Consider the following 18,438-nt stretch of genomic DNA (forward strand, 5'->3'; position numbering starts at 1 on the left):
CGGGGGCAAGCCCCCTCCCACATTTTGATTTGTGAACACATTCAACTGTGGGAGGGGGCTTGCCCCCGATGGCGTCAGTCAGAGCACCACCGTTCTATTGGCATTCAAAAACACCCGCCGTTCAATGTGATACCCCACCGCCCGGGCCAGGGTCAGCCCTTCGATATCGCGCCCCTTGGCAATCAGATCCTCAGGGTAGTGGCTGTGATCCACCACCTCCACACCCTGGGCGATGATCGGGCCTTCATCCAGGTCGTTGTTGATGTAATGCGCCGTCGCGCCGACCAGCTTCACGCCCTTGTTGTACGCCTGGTGATACGGCTTGGCGCCCTTGAACCCCGGCAACAACGAGTGGTGGATATTGATGGCCTTGCCATCCAGCTTGCGGCACAGCTCCGGCGACAGCACTTGCATGTAGCGCGCAAGGATCACCAGTTCCGCGCCGGTGTCTTCAATCACTTGCCACACCTGACGCTCCTGGGACGGTTTGTCGTTGGGGTCGAGGGCGAAGTGGTAGTAGGGAATCTGGTGCCAGTCGGCCAACGGTTTCAGATCGGGGTGGTTGGACACCACCGCGACCACGTCCATCGACAGTTGGCCGATACGCTGGCGGTACAGCAAGTCGTTCAGGCAGTGATCGGCCTTGGACACCATGATCACCACTTTGGGCCGATAGTTCGGCGCCGTCAGTTCGAAGACCATGCCAAAGGCTTCCCCGCGCGCGGCCAGGCCATCGCGGAACGCTTGCTCATCGAAACCCTCCGGCTGACGAAACTCCACGCGGATAAAAAAGCGCCCTGACAGCCGGTCATCGAACGAGTGGTGCTCGGTGACGTAGCAACCCTGCTCGAACAGGTAGCGGGTGACCGCGTCCACCGTGCCGAGCACGCTGGGGCAGTCGGCGGTCAAAATCCATGTATCGGGTGCGCGGCTCATGACAGGTCACTCCTCAAGCAAAGCCCGGCCTCACCCACCCCTACCCCTGTAGGAGCGAGCTTGCTCGCGAAAATCGTCAACGATAACGCGGGCATCCTGGATGACCGCAGTGCCCTTGAGGTTTTCGCGAGCAAGCTCGCTCCTACAGGGTGGCGGGTGAGGGGGGTGGGGGTCATATCAGGCTTGAACGCTCAGGCCGAATTCGGCCGAGGCATCCTGCAACCACAACCACCAGTAATCCGAGAAGCTGCGACGAATCACCAGCTCCCAGGTGTCTTCGGCGGTATGGCGGATCACCAGTTGCGACTTGGCGAACACCGTGCCCACTGCCTTGCCCACCGGGAAGTTGTTGGGGTGTACGTCGTAGCTGGTGGACTTCATCAGCACGTCGCGCACGTTCGGGCCGCGCAGTTCGAGGATCTGTTGGCCGCCGCTGACATTGACGATCTGGATATGCAGATCGCCCAGGGCGGCACGCAGGTTTTGTTCGGCGGCGAATTCTTCACCGCTCGGCACCACCAGCAGCCACTCGTCCGGGCCGAGCCATTGCAGGCTGGTGTCGCCGTTGACAATCACCGTCAGCGCGCCGGGCAGTTCGATGCCCAGGGCCTTGTGGACGCCAGCGGCGAAGGCGGCGTCATGGCCGTCGCCGCGAATAGTCAGGTGGCCGAGCAGTTTCTTTTCACGCACGGTCACGCCGGCATTCTTGCGGCCCTTGCCGATCAGGCTGGCGAGGTCGGCATGGTGCAGCGACGACTCGGCCTTGGCCCCGGTGGTGGGGCGTTGTTGGTATACGTTGGCTGCTGTCATAGAGCACCTTTGCTGAATTCTGTTGTGTGGCTACTGGCGTCATCGGGGGCAAGCCCCCTCCCACATTTGGAATGCATTCCCCTGTCTCCCGATGGCCGCGCCTCGGTCTATCAGATGTTCTGGCGATCGCCTTTCGGATCAAAGAACACCGAGGACACAATCTCCGCCTCGATCACGCTGCCATCCGCTTGCGGCGAAAACACCCGCTCGCCGATGCGCTTCAAGCCGCCCTTGACCACCGCCAGCGCAAACGAATAACCGAGGGAGTTATGCGCGTAGCTGGAGGTGACGTGGCCGACCATCTTCATCGGGATCGTCTGCTTGGCGTCGAACACCAGTTGCGCGCCTTCCGGCAGCCACACCGCTGGATCGATCGGCTTGAGGCCGACCAATTGCTTGCGATCTTCGCGCACGCAGTCTTCGCGGTTCATCCCGCGCCAGCCGATCCACGAGAACGGCTTGGTACGGCCGACGCACCAGCCCATGTTCAGGTCGTCCGGGGTCATCGAGCCGTCGGTGTCTTGGCCGACGATGATGAAGCCCTTCTCGGCCCGCAGGACGTGCATGGTTTCGGTGCCATACGGGGTCAGGTTGTACTTTTTGCCGGCCTCGACGATTTGCTCCAGTACGCCCATGGCGTAGTCGGCCTGCACGTTGACTTCATACGACAGCTCGCCGGTGAACGAGATGCGGAACACCCGCGCCGGTACGCCGCCGACCAGGCCTTCTTTCCAGGTCATGAACGGGAAGCCGTCCTTGTCCAGGTCGATGTCGGTGACTTCGGCCAGCAGCTTGCGGCTGTTGGGGCCCGACAGGGTCATGGTCGCCCAGTGGTCGGTGACCGAGGTGAAGTAGACCTTGAGGTCCGGCCATTCGGTCTGTTGGTAGATTTCCAGCCATTGCAGCACACGGGCCGCGCCGCCGGTGGTGGTGGTCATCAGGAAGTGGTTGTCGGCCAGGCAAGCGGTCACGCCGTCGTCGAAGACCATGCCGTCTTCTTTGCACATCAGGCCGTAGCGCGCCTTGCCCACGTCGAGCTTGGTCCAGGCGTTGCTGTAGATGCGGTTGAGGAACTCGCGGGCATCCGGGCCCTGGATGTCGATCTTGCCGAGGGTCGACGCATCCAGCAGGCCGACGCTGTCGCGCACCGCCAGGCATTCGCGCTTGACCGCCGCGTGCAGGTCTTCACCGTTGCGCGGGAAGTACCACGGGCGTTTCCACTGGCCGACGTCTTCAAACTCGGCGCCATTCTTCACATGCCAGGCGTGCAGCGCGGTGTAGCGAACGGGCTCGAAGATGTGCCCACAGTGCCGCCCCGCAACCGCGCCGAAGGTCACCGGCGTGTAGTTGGGGCGGAACATGGTGGTGCCCATCTGCGGGATGGTCACGTTCAGCGAACGCGCCGCAATGGCCAGGCCGTTGACGTTACCCAGCTTGCCCTGGTCGGTGCCGAAGCCCAGCGCGGTATAGCGCTTGACGTGTTCCACCGACTCGAAACCTTCGCGGGTCGCCAGTTCGATGGCGGCCGCGGTGACGTCGTTCTGCAGGTCGACGAATTGCTTGGGCGCCCGTGCAGTGGCTTTCTCGTGAGGCACCTGGAACAGCGCCAGCGTCGGCTCTTCCAAGCGGTTCAAGGCTTTGGGCAGCGTGCCTTCCACCGGGCTAAAACCGGCTTCGCTGGCGGCGCGCACGCCCCCTTCAAAACCGTCCGCCAGGGAATCGCCCAGGCCGTAGACGCCGTTGATACCGCCAACGCACACGCGCTTTTGCGGTGCTTCACCCGGTACAAAACCGAGGATGTCTTCGCGCCAGGTCGGCTTGCCGCCCAGGTGCGAGGCCAGGTGGACCACCGGGCTGTAGCCGCCGGAGCTGGCCACCAGGTCGCAGTCCAGCCACTCGCCGGGGCTGGTGACGGTATGCGCTTTGACATCGATGGCGGCAACACGGGCGCCGCTCACATGCTTGCTGCCACGGGCTTCGATCACGGCGCTGCCGGTGAGGATACGAATGCCTTTGGCGCGGGCTTCTTCCACCAGCGCGCCGCGTGGGTTATGGCGGGCATCGGCCACGGCCACCACTTTCAGGCCGGCTTCCAACCAGTCCAGAGCGACGCGGTAGGCGTGGTCGTTGTTGGTCGACAGCACCAGTTTCTTGCCCGGCGCCACGCCGTAACGGCGCACGTAAGTCGAGACTGCACCGGCGAGCATATTGCCCGGCACGTCGTTGTTGCCGTACACCAGCGGACGCTCGCACGCACCGGTCGCCAGCACCACGCGCTTGGCACGCACACGGTGGATACGCTGGCGCACCTGGCCGATCGGCGCACGGTCGCCGAGGTGATCGGTGAGACGCTCGTGAATGGTCAGGAAGTTATGGTCGTGGTACCCGTTGACGGTGGCGCGGGGCAGCAGCACCACATCCGGCAGGGCTTTGAGTTCGGCGATGACGCTGGCGACCCACTCGGTGGCCGGCTTGCCGTCGAGGCTTTCGCGCGAATCGAGCAACGAGCCGCCGAACTCTTCCTGCTCATCGGCGATGATCACGCGGGCGCCGCTGCGCGCAGCGGCCAGTGCAGCGGCCAGACCGGCCGGGCCGGCACCGACCACGAGCACGTCGCAATGCCGGTTGAAGTTGTCGTAGGTGTCCGGGTCGTTCTCGGTCGGCGAGCGGCCTAAACCTGCAGCCTTGCGGATGTACTTCTCGTAGGTCATCCAGAACGACTGCGGGTACATGAAGGTTTTGTAGTAGAAACCCGGTGGCATCAGCTTGCCGCCGACTTTGCCGAGAATACCCATCACGTCGTTGTTCACGCTCGGCCAGCCGTTGGTGCTGGTGGCGACGAGGCCCTGGTACAACGCCTGTTGCGTGGCGCGCACGTTGGGAATCTGGGTGGCTTCGGTGGCGCCGATCTGCAGCACCGCGTTCGGCTCTTCGGCACCGGCAGCAAAGATGCCGCGTGGGCGCGAGTACTTGAAGCTGCGGCCGATGATGTCGACACCGTTGGCCAGCAGCGCGGCGGCCAGGGTGTCGCCTTCGAAGCCTTTGTAGGTCTGGCCGTTGAAGCTGAAGGTCAGGACTTTGTTACGGTCGATCCGGCCACCGTTGGACAGGCGATTGATCTGGCTCATACCTTCGCTCCAGCAGCCTTGGCGGTGAATTGCGGCTTGGTGCCGATTTTGTAGGTTTCAAGAATTTCGTAGGTCAGCGTGTCGCGGGTCGCGTTGAAGTACTGACGGCAACCGGCGGCGTGAATCCACAGCTCGTGGTGCAGGCCCCGGGGGTTGTCGCGGAAGAACATGTAGTCGCCCCACTCTTCATCGGTGCAGGCGTTGGGGTCCAGCGGGCGTGGGATGTGCGCTTGGCCGGAGGCATGGAATTCCTCTTCGGAGCGCAGTTCGCCACAGTGAGGACAGAAGATATGCAACATAGGGAATTTCTCCTGTTAGTGGGCGACGGCCGCAGCGCCGTGTTCGTCGATCAACGCACCGTTGTGGAAACGGTCGATGGAGAAAGGTGCGGCCAGCGGGTGCATTTCACCCTTGGCCAGGCTCGCGGCAAACACGTTGCCTGAACCGGGAGTGGCCTTGAAACCGCCCGTGCCCCAACCGCAGTTGAAGAACATGTTCGGCACCGGGGTCTTGGAGATGATCGGGCAGGCGTCCGGCGTGGTGTCGACGATGCCGCCCCACTGGCGGTTCATACGCACGCGCGAGAGCACCGGGAACATCTCGACGATGGCCTGGATGGTGTGTTCGATCACCGGGTACGAACCGCGCTGGCCGTAGCCGTTGTAGCCGTCGATACCGGCGCCGATCACCAGGTCGCCCTTGTCGGACTGGCTGATGTAACCGTGTACGGCGTTGGACATGATCACGCTGTCGATAATCGGCTTGATCGGCTCCGACACCAGTGCTTGCAGCGGGTGCGATTCGATCGGCAGGCGGAAACCGGCGAGCGAGGCCATGTGCCCGGAGTTACCGGCCGTGACCACACCGACGCGCTTGGCGCCGATAAACCCCTTGTTGGTTTCGACACCGATGCACACGCCGTTTTCCTTGCGAAAGCCGATCACTTCGGTCTGCTGGATCAAATCCACTCCGAGGGCGTCGGCGGCGCGGGCAAAGCCCCAGGCCACGGCATCGTGACGGGCCACGCCGCCGCGCCGTTGCACGGTGGCGCCCATCACCGGGTAGCGGGTGTTCTTCGAGCAATCCAGGTACGGAATCTCGTCCGCGACCTGTTTGGCGTTGAGCAGTTCGCCGTCCACGCCGTTGAGGCGGTTGGCGCTGACGCGACGTTCGGAATCGCGGATGTCCTGCAGGGTGTGGCACAGGTTGTAGACGCCGCGCTGGGAGAACATCACGTTGTAGTTCAGGTCCTGGGACAGCCCTTCCCACAGTTTCATCGCGTGTTCGTACAGGTGCGCCGACTCGTCCCACAGGTAGTTGGAACGCACGATGGTGGTGTTGCGCGCGGTGTTACCGCCGCCCAGCCAGCCCTTTTCGACCACGGCGACATTGGTGATGCCGTGCTCCTTGGCCAGGTAATAGGCGGTCGCCAGACCATGCCCGCCACCGCCGACGATGACCACGTCGTACACCTTTTTAGGGGTCGGCGTGCGCCACATCTTCTGCCAGTTTTCGTGGTGGCTGAGTGAGTGCTTGAAGAGGCCGAAGCCCGAGTAGCGTTGCATAGTCATTACTCCAAAACCGCGCTCAGCGATAAACCGGGAAATCAGCGCACAGGGCCGACACGCGCTTGGCCACGTCGGCCTCGACATCGGCGTCGCCGAGGTTGTCGAGGATGTCGCAGATCCAGCCGGCCAGCTCGATGCATTGCGGCACCTTGAAACCGCGCGTGGTCACCGCCGGCGTGCCGATACGCAGGCCCGACGTCACGAACGGCGACTGTGGGTCATTCGGCACGGCGTTCTTGTTGACGGTGATGTGGGCGCGACCGAGAGCGGCGTCCGCGTCTTTACCGGTGAGGCCCTGGCGAATCAGGCTGACCAGGAACAGATGGTTATCGGTGCCGCCGGACACTACATCGTAGCCGCGTTTGATAAACACGCCGGCCATGGCCTGGGCGTTGTCGATCACTTGCTGCTGATAGGCCTTGAAGCCAGGCTCCTGGGCTTCCTTGAAGCACACCGCCTTGCCGGCGATGACGTGCATCAGCGGGCCGCCCTGGGCGCCAGGGAATACAGCGGCGTTGAGTTTCTTTTCGATCGTTTCGTTGGCACGCGCCAGAATCAGGCCGCCACGCGGACCGCGCAGGGTCTTGTGGGTGGTGGTGGTGACCACGTCGGCGTAAGGCAGCGGGTTCGGGTACAGACCGGCGGCCACCAGGCCGGCGACGTGGGCCATGTCGACGAACAGCAGCGCACCGACCTTGTCGGCAATCTGACGGAAGCGTGGGAAATCCAGGGTCTTGGAGTAGGCGGAGAAACCGGCCACCACCATCTTCGGCTGGTGCTCCACGGCCAGGCGTTCGACTTCGTCGTAGTCGATCAGCCCGGTGTCGGTGTTGATGCCGTATTGCACCGCGTTGTACAGCTTGCCCGAGGACGACACTTTGGCGCCGTGGGTCAGGTGGCCGCCGTGGGCCAGGCTCATGCCGAGGATGGTGTCACCGGCGTTCAACAGCGCCAGGTACACCGCGCTGTTGGCGGATGAGCCGGAATGCGGCTGCACGTTGGCGTAGTCGGCGCCGAACAACTGCTTGGCGCGCTCGATGGCCAGGGCTTCGACCTTGTCCACATGCTCGCAGCCACCGTAGTAGCGCTTGCCCGGGTAGCCTTCGGCGTACTTGTTGGTCAGGCCGCTGCCCTGGGCTTGCATCACGCGCTTGCTGGTGTAGTTCTCCGACGCGATCAGCTCGATATGATCTTCCTGCCGCTGCTCCTCGGCATTCATCGCCGCGAGCAGTGCATCGTCATAACCCTGGATCTGGTCTTGTTTGCTGAACATCGCGTCTCTCCCAGCCTTTCGTATTGTTAAGGCCCGTGCAGGGCCCTTTGATGCGATGGTAGGGCTGGCGCAGGCAGGTCAAATGCCTACGGACGCCACGCAAAGGTGCGTTTACGACATTGCTGGAACAACGCAGAACAAATGTGGGAGGGGGCTTGCCCCCGATAGCGGTGTGTCAGCCACGGCATGTGCAAGCTGATCCACCGCTATCGGGGGCAAGTCGAACCGTCGCACCGCCCCTCCCACACTGGTTAGGCGATGATTTGACGGACGAGTAGCAGCAGCAGGAAATGCACAGGATAGAGGGCATACGCCCAGCGGCGTATGGCCGGTGGCGAGGTGTGTTGGGCGTGTCGCAACACGACCAGGCCGAGCAGTGGCGCGAGCAGGCAGGCGCTCAGTCCCATCCACGCCACCGGCGTGCCGCTATCAAGCAGGATTTGCCATTGATTGGCTGCCACACACAGCAGCCCCGGAAATACGCTGAAATACCATCGCCGACGAAACACCAACACCATCGCCCACGGCAGCAATACACCGAAGAAACCGAACATCAACTGCGTGGAAAACACAGCGCCTATCGCCAGGGCAATCAGCGCCAATCCTCGATCAACCAGCGCCTTCTGCTGCCATCCTCGGGCAACCAGCAGGCCCAACGCCAAGGTGGGCAACACATTCAACGTATCGGCATCTTCGATGAACAGCCGGTACGGCACTTCACTGATCAGGCTGAGCAACAGCAACCAGCCCAGGTAACGCCAGCGGCCGCTCACCGGCGCGTCTCGCACCCGATGCACATTCGCCGCAATCGCCAGGCAAAACCACGGGAACGCCAGGCGCCCCGGCACATACAGGCCATCCAGGCTCAACCCGACATAACGCAAGTGGTCCAGCACCATGCTCAGCAGCGCCAGCCACTTGAGCAAATCCAAGGCGCCATCGCGGACACGTCCGACAGGAATCGTTTCAGTAGCGTGCATAATTCCCCAGTGACTTTGCATTTACAGTGCGTGTGCACCCCGGACAATCTTGGTTAAAGTGTGCACCAACATCGACCACAGGAATGGGCCATGACCGACAAGAGCCAACAATTCGCCAGCGATAACTATTCCGGCATCTGCCCGGAAGCCTGGGCTGCCATGGAACAAGCCAACCACGGCCATCAGCGCGCCTATGGCGATGACGAATGGACCCACCGCGCCGCCGACGGTTTCCGTAACCTGTTCGAGACCGACTGCGAAGTGTTCTTCGCCTTCAACGGCACCGCCGCCAACTCCCTGGCGCTGTCGTCGCTGTGCCAGAGCTACCATAGCGTGATCTGCTCGGAAACCGCCCACGTCGAGACCGACGAATGCGGCGCACCGGAGTTTTTCTCCAACGGTTCCAAGCTGCTCACCGCGCGCACCGAAAACGGCAAGCTGACCCCGGAATCGATCCGCGAGATCGCCCTCAAGCGCCAGGACATCCATTACCCCAAACCCCGCGTGGTGACGCTGACCCAGGCCACTGAAGTCGGCAGCGTGTACACCCCGGACGAAATCCGCGCCATCAGCGCCACCTGCAAAGAGCTCGGCCTGAACCTGCACATGGACGGCGCGCGCTTCGCCAACGCCTGCGCGTTCCTCGGCTGTTCGCCGGCCGACCTGACCTGGAAAGCCGGGGTGGATGTGTTGTGCTTCGGCGGCACGAAAAACGGCATGGCCGTGGGCGAAGCGATTCTGTTCTTCAACCGCGCACTGGCCGAAGACTTCGACTACCGCTGCAAACAGGCCGGCCAGCTCGCGTCGAAGATGCGCTTCCTCTCTGCGCCGTGGGTGGGCCTGCTGGAAAACGACGCCTGGCTCAAACACGCGCGCCACGCCAACCACTGCGCGCAGATGCTGAGCAGCCTGGTGGCGGATATTCCCGGCGTGGAATTGATGTTCCCGGTGCAGGCCAACGGCGTGTTCCTGCAACTCTCGGAACCGGCGATCGCCGCGCTGACGGCCAAGGGCTGGCGCTTCTACACCTTCATCGGCAAAGGCGGCGCGCGCTTCATGTGTGCGTGGGACACCGAGGAAGAACGCGTGCGCGAACTGGCGGCGGATATTCGCGAAGTGATGGGCGCGTGAAACGACGGCCCGCGTCGCAGGCTCATGACCTGCGACGCGGGCCTGCAGCAACTTGCAGGCTCATGATTTAACGCCCAGCGCCTACCGCTCGCGCATCTCGCTCACACACGTATGCTCACAAGGCCTTCGGCTGAAGCGCTTGCCATTCATCAATAGGGCCACGGTTGGTGAGAAGGGTCCCGCCGTTGAATTTCACCGCCAGTTTATTTACCGCGTTCAAGGCCGTCGTCACCGCCCCTTCCGCCCAGCCTCCCGTCCACGAAACATCGTCACCCGCAAGAATGAAGCCGTCGGGGTTCGCGCTCGACACACCGTTCATGAACTGAGAAAACAACAAGCGCTGGTACTCGTACTGTCCCGGCAGGTTCATTTTGAACGCGCACAGGAAAAACGGCTGCTCTTCCCAGTTGATTTCAACAAACGGGTTGGTCATGCCGAACTCAGCGGCCAGATTCAACTGATGAGGGGCATACACGCTGTCCAGCAGGGTTGTGCATAACTGCACGTGGGACGGCAGCGGCGCACTGCGATCACCCAGGAATTTGAGGGCGTCATCATTCCAGGTGTAAGACAAAAACAGGCCACTGCCGTTGTGAGGCCCCTGGCTCTCGCTATAGTCCAGCAGGTAGGTGCCGCGGGTGATTCGATCCGACAACGTCACACTCATCCTGTACTGCGAATCAGCCTCCATATCGGTCCAGAACGGTCGTTTGGTTTGCGCGAAGATTTTTGCCGACTGCATGTAATGGGTGTACATCACCGCTTCCCATTCCTTGCCGGATAACAGGTCATTCATCGCGTTGAAGCGGGCAGCGCCATCCATATAACGGAATTTGTCGAGGACCCGTTTGTGCGGGGTATAGACCACGGCAGGAAAGGTGTATTGGCGGTCGCTTCCCAGATTGTGATCAAACACCCACACGTCGAACTGGCCATCCGGCCGACGTAGGATCTGCCGCACTTCCTGTTTCAAAGGCTGAGCGATGACCTGGGTAGTCAGGCCTTGGACGGTGGTGCCCGCAGGCCAATGGACCATGGCGTCGCCGAAGGTATCCGGGGCACGCGTCCACAGCCGGTTTGGCAGCTCGCTGGAGCCGTCATACATCAGCTTGTGGTTGGTATCCAACCCGGTATACAGCACCCGTAACACCTCCAGGAAGCAGTTCGGGTAATCGGTATTCCAGCCGCCAGTGCCGAAGCCGATCTGGCCGAACAGATCGATATCTTCGCGACTCCAACCCGCCTGCTCGACCATCGCGGCAAAAAAACTGAGGTTGTCCCAACCCGCATCAAGGATCGCGTTCCACAAGGCTTTGATCCGGGCCTGATCAAGGCTGCCCTCGGACATTGCCGCTTCCATCTCAGTGAACTTGATCGGGTCCTGCTCAAGAAATACTTCGAATAGCTTGCGCTCGATCTCGGCGTAATCAACCGGCAGATTATCGCCTTCGTAATAAACCTGTTTTTGCTGGTAGTCGACGACCGTGCTGGGGGTAAAAGGCGACCCCGGATTGGGAAAATCCGTCGAGTTGGCCCGCATGCCAACTTTGTCGAAATAGTGCATCAACGCCTTGCCTGAAACAGGAAAGCGCATGGCACCCATTTCGCAGATAACACTGTTATCCGGATCTTGCGGATCACCCGCCACATAGGAATACAGGCGCCCACCGATGCGGCCACTGGCCTCTACTACCACCGGGTGCAACCCCATACGCATGGCTTCATAGGCCGCGACCATTCCAGCGACGCCGGCGCCGACGATCAAGACCTGCTTGCCATAGGCCTGGCGGGATACCTGCGCCAACGGCGTGCCTAAACTGTCAGCCGTTTCAAGAAACCGGGCGTAATGAAAAGGAAAGTCCGGAACAAGTGCAGTGACATTCTTGGCAAGCAAGCGCGCTGCGCCTTTACTGCGGGAGGGGATAGCAGACATGGCAATCGTCCTTGGTATGTAATCAGGACGTCCACCTACTGCTTCAATGCGAAGGGCGAATACGACGTATGTGCTGCTCAGCGTAGATAATTGTAGGAAATGGCTCTATATCACTTGGAAATAAAAAGCCAATGCGTAATACAAGCCTTGCTTCAGAAGGCTTCAGGCAATCAGTTCAGAAATTCGTGAAGTGATTATTTGCAAATGCCGATTCAATAATCTTTTTAGTTACAAGACTCTTCATAGTCTCACTTAATAAAAACAGACCGTGATGCCTATGAACACGCCCCCCAACCGTTCGGCTGCTCCGCCATCCACCACACTGAAAATCGAAACCCGCTCCATTGACTACGTGCCGCGTAATGAGCGCCACGGCAAGGTCTGGCATCAGGCACCGTTCTGGTTCACCGGTAACTTCGTACTGACCACCCTGGTCACCGGGTTTACCGGCGCAGCCTTGGGGCTGAGCCTGGTGTATGCGATTCTGGCGATTGTCATTGGCGTGTGCCTGGGCACGTTCGCCATGGCGTTCCACGCCAACCAGGGGCCGCGCATGGGTTTGCCGCAGATGATCCAGTCGCGGGCACAGTTCGGCCTGCGCGGGGCAATCGTGCCCTTTATCGCAGTGGTGTTCGTGTATATCGGCTTTAACGTGTTCAACGTTATCCTGGCGACCGACGCCATCAATACCGTGCTGCCCGGCAACCGCGCACCGTGGTACGCCTTGATGATCCTCCTGGCCGTGGTGATTGCCGTGATCGGCCACGACCTCCTGCACACCGTGCAACGCTGGCTGACCTACGTGATGATCAGTGTGTTCGCGGTCCTCACGGTTGCTGCCGTGATGAACCTGCAGGCCGACATGGCGGTGGCCAACGCCCATTTTTCCTGGCCGGCTTTTCTGATCCAGCTTTCAGCCGCCGCGGGTTACCAGATCAGCTACGCCGTCTACGTCTCGGATTACTCGCGCTACCTGCGCCATGACACGCCGTCGCGCAAAGTCATCGCCTGGACGTACCTGGGCGCCGCCGGCTCGGCGCTGTGGCTGATGTCGCTGGGGGCCTTTCTCGCCTCGGCGCTGCCCTCACCCGACGCCATCGGCAGTGTGCAGGCTGTGGGCAACCAACTGCTTCCGGGGTTTGGCACCTTTACCGTATTGATCGCAGTGCCCGCACTGGTTGGCATCATGGCCGTCAACTGCTACGGCGCCATGCTGACGGGGATCAGCGCGATTGACGGCTTCGTGTCGATCAAACCGGGCATCAAAGGGCGCATCGTGGGAATCAGCCTGGTGGGCGGCGCGATTTTCGCCATCGCCTTGAGTATCCCGCAGAGCTACCTGGAGAGTTTCAATACCTTCGTCTTGCTGATGTTGTATTTCCTCGTGCCCTGGACCGCCGTCAACCTCGCGGACTTCTATGTTGTACGCAAGGGGCAATACGCAATCAGTGACATCTTCAACCCGAACGGTATCTACGGCCGCTGGTCGGGTGCCGGGCTTATTTCCTATTTCCTGGGCCTGGGGGCGATGACACCGTTCATCTCCCTGGGGTTTTACCAAGGGCCCATCGCGACGGCTTTGGACGGGGCCGATATTGCATTCGTGGTCGGCCTGGCAGTTTCTGCAATCGCCTACTGCCTGCTGTCATGTACACGTGACCTGACCGCCGAGCAACGCGCAATTGAAGCCAGCGACCGCCTGTTTGAAGGCGAAGAGTCATGACACCGGTACGCGTTGTCTGTCATCAATTGGAACCGCACCTGGGCGACACCGACTACAACCGTCGTCTGAGTGAAACGGCGATCCGCAGCGCCGCCGCCCTGGGCGCCCATGTGGTGGTGCTGCCCGAACTCATGCAAAGCGGCTACGCGTTCAATGACCTGGCAGAAGCCAGAGCGGTGTCGGAACCGCTCGACGGCCCGACGCTGTGTCTGTGGAAAGCCCTGGCTATCGAGTTGGGCTTGATCGTCGTCGCCGGCTTCTGCGAGCGTCTGAGTGCCGGCCGAGTTGCCAACAGCGCCGCGTTGATTGAGCCCGACGGTAGGCTGACGGTGTATCGCAAGGCGCATCTGTGGGACCGTGAAAAGCTGATCTTCACCGCCGGTGATGCGCCGCCACCGGTGGTCGACACCGCCGTCGGGCGGATCGGCATGATGATCTGCTACGACCTGGAGCTGCCCGAGTGGGTACGCCTGGCCGCGCTGGCGCAAGCCGACTTGCTCTGCACCCCGGTGAACTGGCCGGACGGCCCGCGCCCCGTGGGTGAGCGGCCGGCAGAGATCGTGCGAGTCCAGGCCAATGCGGCGGTCAACCGCATGTTCATCGCGGCGTGCGACCGCCATGGCGAAGAACGTGGCGTCAACTGGGTGGGCGGCTCGGTCATCGTCGACGCCGATGGCTACCCGCTGGCCGGAGCAAGCGCCCACCCGACGGAACAACAATTGGTGGCTGACTTGCCCTTGGCGCAGGCCAGGAACAAGTCAATCAGCGAGCACAACCACGTTCACCGGGATCGTCGGCCTGGGCTGTACTGAGCGTCAGAACTCAATCCGCACGTCGCCCTTCGGCACGCTGCAGCACGACAGGATGTAGCCCTCGGCTTCGTCTTCCTCGGTAATCCCGCCGTTGTGGTCCATCTCGACCTCGCCGCCCAGCTTGAGCACCTTGCATGTGCCGCAAATCCCCATGCCGCAGGCCTTGGGAATCAGCAGGCCGAGCTTGGCCGCAGCGGCGTGGACGGTTTCGCCCGGCGCCACGCGGATGCTCTTGCCCGAGGTGATGAACTCGACCTGATGCAGGTCCGCCAGGTCGATTTCCGGCGCATCGGCGGCTTGTTCGGCCTGTTCCACCGCATCGGCGCGGGCTTCCGCTGGCGTCGCGCCGAAGGACTCTTCGTGATAACGCGTCATGTCGAAACCCGCGGCTTCCAGCAGGCGCTTCACTGCGGTCATGTACGGCGTGGGGCCGCAGCAGAACACTTCGCGCTCCAGGAAGTCCGGCACCATCAATTCGAGCATCTTGTGGTTCAGGTAGCCGCGATACCCGGCCCAGGGCTCGCCCAGGCCGTGCTTCTCGCAGATCAGGTGCAGGCTGAAGTTGTCGATCCGCGAGGCCATGTGCTCCAGCTCGCGGTGGTAGATGATGTCTTTGGGCGAGCGCGCGCTGTGGATAAACGTCATGTCGACATTGGCGTTGGTGTCGTAGAACCAGCGCGCCATGGACATCACCGGGGTAATCCCGACGCCGCCGCTGAGGTACAGCACCTTGGGGCTTGGGAAGTCGATGGCATTGAACAGCCCGACCGGCCCGTGGACCGCCAGCTCCTGGCCCTCGTGCAGGGTGTCGTGCAGCCAGTTGGAGACCTTGCCGCCCGGCACGCGCTTGATCGTCACCGAGAAGCTGTAAGGCACCGACGGCGAGCTGGAGATGGTGTAGGAACGCATGATCGGCTGGCCGTCGATTTCCAGCTCCAGGGTGACGAACTGCCCCGGCTTGAAAAAGAACAGGATCGGCTGGTCGGCCATGAAGCAGAAGGTGCGAACGTCCCAGGTTTCCTGGATGACTTTGACGCAACGGACAATGTGCCGACCATTGGCCCAGGTCTGGGTGGTTACCGGATTCAGGAAGTTACTGGACATGCTGTTCTCCACCGCCGAGGCTCGGCCTTATGGTGGCGATTCTGCGTAACGCGAGAACCACCCATTTACCTATCTGCGACATTCACATACTTATCGCGACCAGCCCCCAACGACAGGGGGTTGCGCGTCGGGAACAGATTGGGCCATGTCGCCCATGGATAAGGTTCACCGCAACGGCGGCCGCACACTCGCTGCCAACAACGACACTTTCTTTACGCCTTGCACTGCACTAACCGTAGCCACTTTCGCCGGCCACACAGAATGGCCATGAGGACACACACGATGGACGTCACCGCAACCTTAAGCTTGGGCGATCCGCTGGAACCCGCACGCAAGGCCACCGCGCAGATGCTGCAAGAGCGCGAACGCACGTTCTCGCTGCCACAGCCGTTCTACTCTGATGAGCGGTTGTTTGATATCGATATGCAGGAGATCTTCCAGAAGGAATGGTTGATCGCCGGCATGACCTGCGAGATCCCCACCAAGGGCAACTTCCTGACCCTGCAAGTGGGCAAGAACCCGATCATCGTGATCCGTGGCGCCGATGGCGTGGTGCATGCGTTCCACAACGTCTGCCGCCACCGCGGTTCGCGCTTGTGTACCAGCGACAAAGGCAAGGTCGCCAAGCTGGTCTGCCCGTACCACCAGTGGACCTACGAACTGGACGGCCGCCTGCTGTTCGCCGGCACCGAGATGGGCGCCGACTTCGACATGAAGCAGTACGGCCTCAAGCCGATCAACGTGAAGACCGCCGGCGGCTACATCTTCATCAGCCTGGCGCAGAACCCGCCGGCCATCGATGACTTCCTGTCGACCCTGAACCACTACATGGAACCCTACGACATGGAGAACACCAAGGTGGCGGTGCAAACCACCTTGATGGAAAAGGCCAACTGGAAGCTGGTGCTGGAAAACAACCGCGAGTGCTACCACTGCAACGCCTCGCACCCCGAGCTGTTGAAAACCCTGCTCGAGTGGGACGACGTCACCGACCCGCGCGCCGACCAGGCCTTCAAGGACCACGTGGCCGCCAGCGCCGCGGCCTGGGAAGCCGAAAAAATCCCTTACGCCCACGCCAGCTTCGGCCTGCGCAACCGCATCGTGCGTATGCCGCTGCTCAAGGGCACCGTGTCGATGACCCTGGACGGCAAACAGGGCTGCAAGAAGTTGATGGGCCGCATCAAGAACCCGGACCTGGGCTCGATGCGTATCCTGCACCTGCCGCACTCGTGGAACCACTGCATGGGCGACCACGTGATCGTGTTCACCGTGTGGCCGATCAGCGCCCAGGAAACCATGGTCACCACCAAGTGGCTGGTCCACAAGGACGCGGTCGAAGGCGTGGACTACGACGTGGAGCGCATGCGCCAGGTATGGGACGCCACCAACGACCAGGACCGTCGCCTGGCCGAAGAAAACCAGCGCGGGATCAACTCCACCGCCTACCAGCCGGGCCCCTACTCCAAGACCTATGAGTTCGGCGTGGTGAACTTCATCGACTGGTACAGCGAGCGCATGTTGAGCAACCTCGGCGCGGCGCCGGCGCCCTACCTCAAAGGCGTGGCCGCCCAGTAACCATCCTTGTGGGAGCGGGCTTGCTCGCTCCCACATTGGGTTGCGCACTGATCAAAATTTGTTCAAGCACACTGAAGCCCTCTCGCCGCCTGCCCTCCAGCCTTTGCCCAACAACTTATCCACAGAGCCACCCACAGCAATTGTGCGCAAGTGCGCCTGCCCGCCGAAATTAAATCAAGAAAATCCGTGACTTATTCGACTTGGCCGTTTTAAGGCGCCACTGATCAATTTTTGAACAACTCCGTGTAAGCCATATGAACCGTGCCCTGTAGCGGTACGCGAACACCTTATCCACAGAAGCACCAACAGACTTTGGGGGCAACTTTGACGCGGCTGTGGAAAACCCCTTCAAACCTTCATAAACCGGGCTATCCACGCGTTTCAGCGGGCAAATGCGCGCAATTGATCAAATTTCGATCAGCCTAGCGTAAGCCTTTATTTATAAGGGCTGCAGCGGTAAGCGAACATCTTATCCACAGAAGCGCCAACAGACTTTGGGGGAAACTCTGCGCGGGGTAATCGCTGTGATCACACAGAAACCCAAGGAAAAACCGAGGGTTAGCCTGGTCGTTTTTTGTACGGAGGGCTGCAGGGCTTGATTTACAGGGGGTGTGGACAACCGCGAACAGGTTATCCACAGACGGGTCAACAGGGATTGTGGGTAAGCCATTCTCCCCGTTGCGGCTCAGCGAACCACGCCTTCCTCAAGCAACAACTTGAGAATCGCTTCAGCACCCGCTTCAGGGCTGAGGCCCTTGAGTACCTGCCCGCCGCCACCACTGGCCTTGGCCGTGGCCGCCTTCATCCGGTCCGCGCCGCTCTTGGCCTTGATCACCTTGAGCCGCTTGGGTCGTGGCTTGGCCGGTTGCAACACGGCGCCTGTGAATAACTCGTCCGCTTCAACCTCGACCTCGTGGGCCGCCAGTTCGCCGCGTTGCGCCGGGCCATAGGCGCTCTGCCGAGGCTTGGGTGCGGCGTTATCCACCGTGGCCAGAAACGGCAGGCGCACCTTCAAGCGCCGCCGCTGCCCACGGGGCAAGGCTTGCAGCACCAGGGCCACGCCGCTCTCGATGGACTCCACCTGCGCCAGCCCGACAATCAGCGGCCAGCCGAGGTGTTCGGCGAGCAGGAACGGCAACATCCCCGAACCTTCGCCGGTTTCGGCCTGGCTACCGGTGAGCACCACCTGGGCACCGGCGTCGCGCAGATACTCACTGAGCACCGGCAAAGCATCGGCGCCAGGCGGTTGTTCGAGCACATGCAACTGCGCCAGCCCCATGCCCAGGTAGCTGCGCAGCGTGGGTTCGGCGATGTCGCCGGCATGCAGCACCTGCAACTTATCCCCAGCCATTTGCAGGCCCAACTCGACCGCGCGCGCATCCTGCTCGGCGCGGCGCGGTCGCCCGGAGGTGGGGTGGGCGCCGATGGAGACCAAACTGATTACCTGCGTGTTCATGCCCTTATC

At 61.6% G+C, this 18,438-nt stretch carries 14 protein-coding genes; 4 read left to right on the forward strand and 10 right to left on the reverse strand.

The window, feature by feature from the left end; translation table 11 throughout:
- Positions 1-78: 78 nt before the first annotated feature.
- From purU to JN756_RS29635, 7 genes are all read right to left on the reverse strand, one after another.
- A complete protein-coding gene (gene purU, locus JN756_RS29605; protein ID WP_017847874.1) occupies positions 79-936 on the reverse strand; it encodes a formyltetrahydrofolate deformylase in 858 nt (285 codons plus the stop codon).
- A gap of 177 nt (positions 937-1,113) precedes the next feature.
- Positions 1,114-1,746, reverse strand: coding sequence for a sarcosine oxidase subunit gamma (locus tag JN756_RS29610; protein WP_046381817.1), 633 nt, complete (start codon positions 1,744-1,746; stop codon positions 1,114-1,116).
- A 110-nt stretch (positions 1,747-1,856) separates the two neighbouring features.
- Complete coding sequence (locus tag JN756_RS29615; protein WP_046381816.1) at positions 1,857-4,874, reverse strand: sarcosine oxidase subunit alpha; 3,018 nt, start codon at positions 4,872-4,874, stop codon at positions 1,857-1,859.
- A complete protein-coding gene (locus JN756_RS29620) occupies positions 4,871-5,173 on the reverse strand; it encodes a sarcosine oxidase subunit delta (protein WP_017847877.1) in 303 nt (100 codons plus the stop codon). The genes JN756_RS29615 and JN756_RS29620 overlap by 4 nt, the downstream gene beginning before the upstream one ends.
- A 15-nt stretch (positions 5,174-5,188) precedes the next feature.
- Entirely contained in the window at positions 5,189-6,439 is a 1,251-nt protein-coding gene (locus JN756_RS29625) for a sarcosine oxidase subunit beta (protein WP_003209185.1), read from the reverse strand.
- Positions 6,440-6,461: 22 nt separating this feature from the next.
- Positions 6,462-7,715 (reverse strand): serine hydroxymethyltransferase, encoded by a 1,254-nt coding sequence (gene glyA, locus JN756_RS29630; RefSeq protein WP_017847878.1) that lies wholly within the window; start codon positions 7,713-7,715, stop codon positions 6,462-6,464.
- Between the two features lie 251 nt (positions 7,716-7,966).
- Entirely contained in the window at positions 7,967-8,695 is a 729-nt protein-coding gene (locus JN756_RS29635; RefSeq protein WP_201021612.1) for a TraX family protein, read from the reverse strand.
- A 90-nt stretch (positions 8,696-8,785) separates the two neighbouring features.
- On the opposite strand from JN756_RS29635, the gene JN756_RS29640 reads away from it, so the two are divergent.
- Positions 8,786-9,826, forward strand: coding sequence for a threonine aldolase family protein (locus tag JN756_RS29640; RefSeq protein WP_128192631.1), 1,041 nt, complete (start codon positions 8,786-8,788; stop codon positions 9,824-9,826).
- Between the two features lie 115 nt (positions 9,827-9,941).
- On the opposite strand, the gene JN756_RS29645 is transcribed toward JN756_RS29640, so the two are convergent.
- Positions 9,942-11,759, reverse strand: a complete 1,818-nt coding sequence (locus JN756_RS29645) for a flavin monoamine oxidase family protein (protein WP_057003921.1) — start codon at positions 11,757-11,759, stop codon at positions 9,942-9,944.
- Positions 11,760-12,036: 277 nt separating this feature from the next.
- Here JN756_RS29645 and JN756_RS29650 point away from each other — a divergent pair, with 277 nt between their 5' ends.
- Positions 12,037-13,482 (forward strand): purine-cytosine permease family protein, encoded by a 1,446-nt coding sequence (locus JN756_RS29650; protein WP_046381813.1) that lies wholly within the window; start codon positions 12,037-12,039, stop codon positions 13,480-13,482.
- A complete protein-coding gene (locus JN756_RS29655) occupies positions 13,479-14,294 on the forward strand; it encodes a nitrilase-related carbon-nitrogen hydrolase (protein WP_046381812.1) in 816 nt (271 codons plus the stop codon). Before JN756_RS29650 ends, JN756_RS29655 begins: the two co-directional genes overlap by 4 nt.
- Before the next feature lie 3 nt (positions 14,295-14,297).
- On the opposite strand, the gene gbcB is transcribed toward JN756_RS29655, so the two are convergent.
- Positions 14,298-15,398, reverse strand: a complete 1,101-nt coding sequence (gene gbcB, locus JN756_RS29660; protein ID WP_017847881.1) for a glycine betaine monooxygenase reductase subunit — start codon at positions 15,396-15,398, stop codon at positions 14,298-14,300.
- A 282-nt stretch (positions 15,399-15,680) separates the two neighbouring features.
- Here gbcB and gbca point away from each other — a divergent pair, with 282 nt between their 5' ends.
- On the forward strand, positions 15,681-16,973 hold the full coding sequence (gbca, locus tag JN756_RS29665; RefSeq protein ID WP_017847882.1) for a glycine betaine monooxygenase oxygenase subunit: 1,293 nt from the start codon (positions 15,681-15,683) through the stop codon (positions 16,971-16,973).
- A 685-nt stretch (positions 16,974-17,658) separates the two neighbouring features.
- Here gbca and etfB read toward each other — a convergent pair.
- Positions 17,659-18,429 carry an electron transfer flavoprotein subunit beta gene (gene etfB / locus JN756_RS29670; protein ID WP_046487910.1) on the reverse strand — a complete coding sequence of 257 codons (771 nt, stop codon included), beginning with the start codon at positions 18,427-18,429 and terminating at the stop codon, positions 17,659-17,661.
- Between the last annotated feature and the right edge of the window lie 9 nt (positions 18,430-18,438).

The sequence above is a fragment of the Pseudomonas sp. Y39-6 genome, assembly GCF_023651955.1.
Taxonomy (GTDB): domain Bacteria; phylum Pseudomonadota; class Gammaproteobacteria; order Pseudomonadales; family Pseudomonadaceae; genus Aquipseudomonas; species Aquipseudomonas veronii.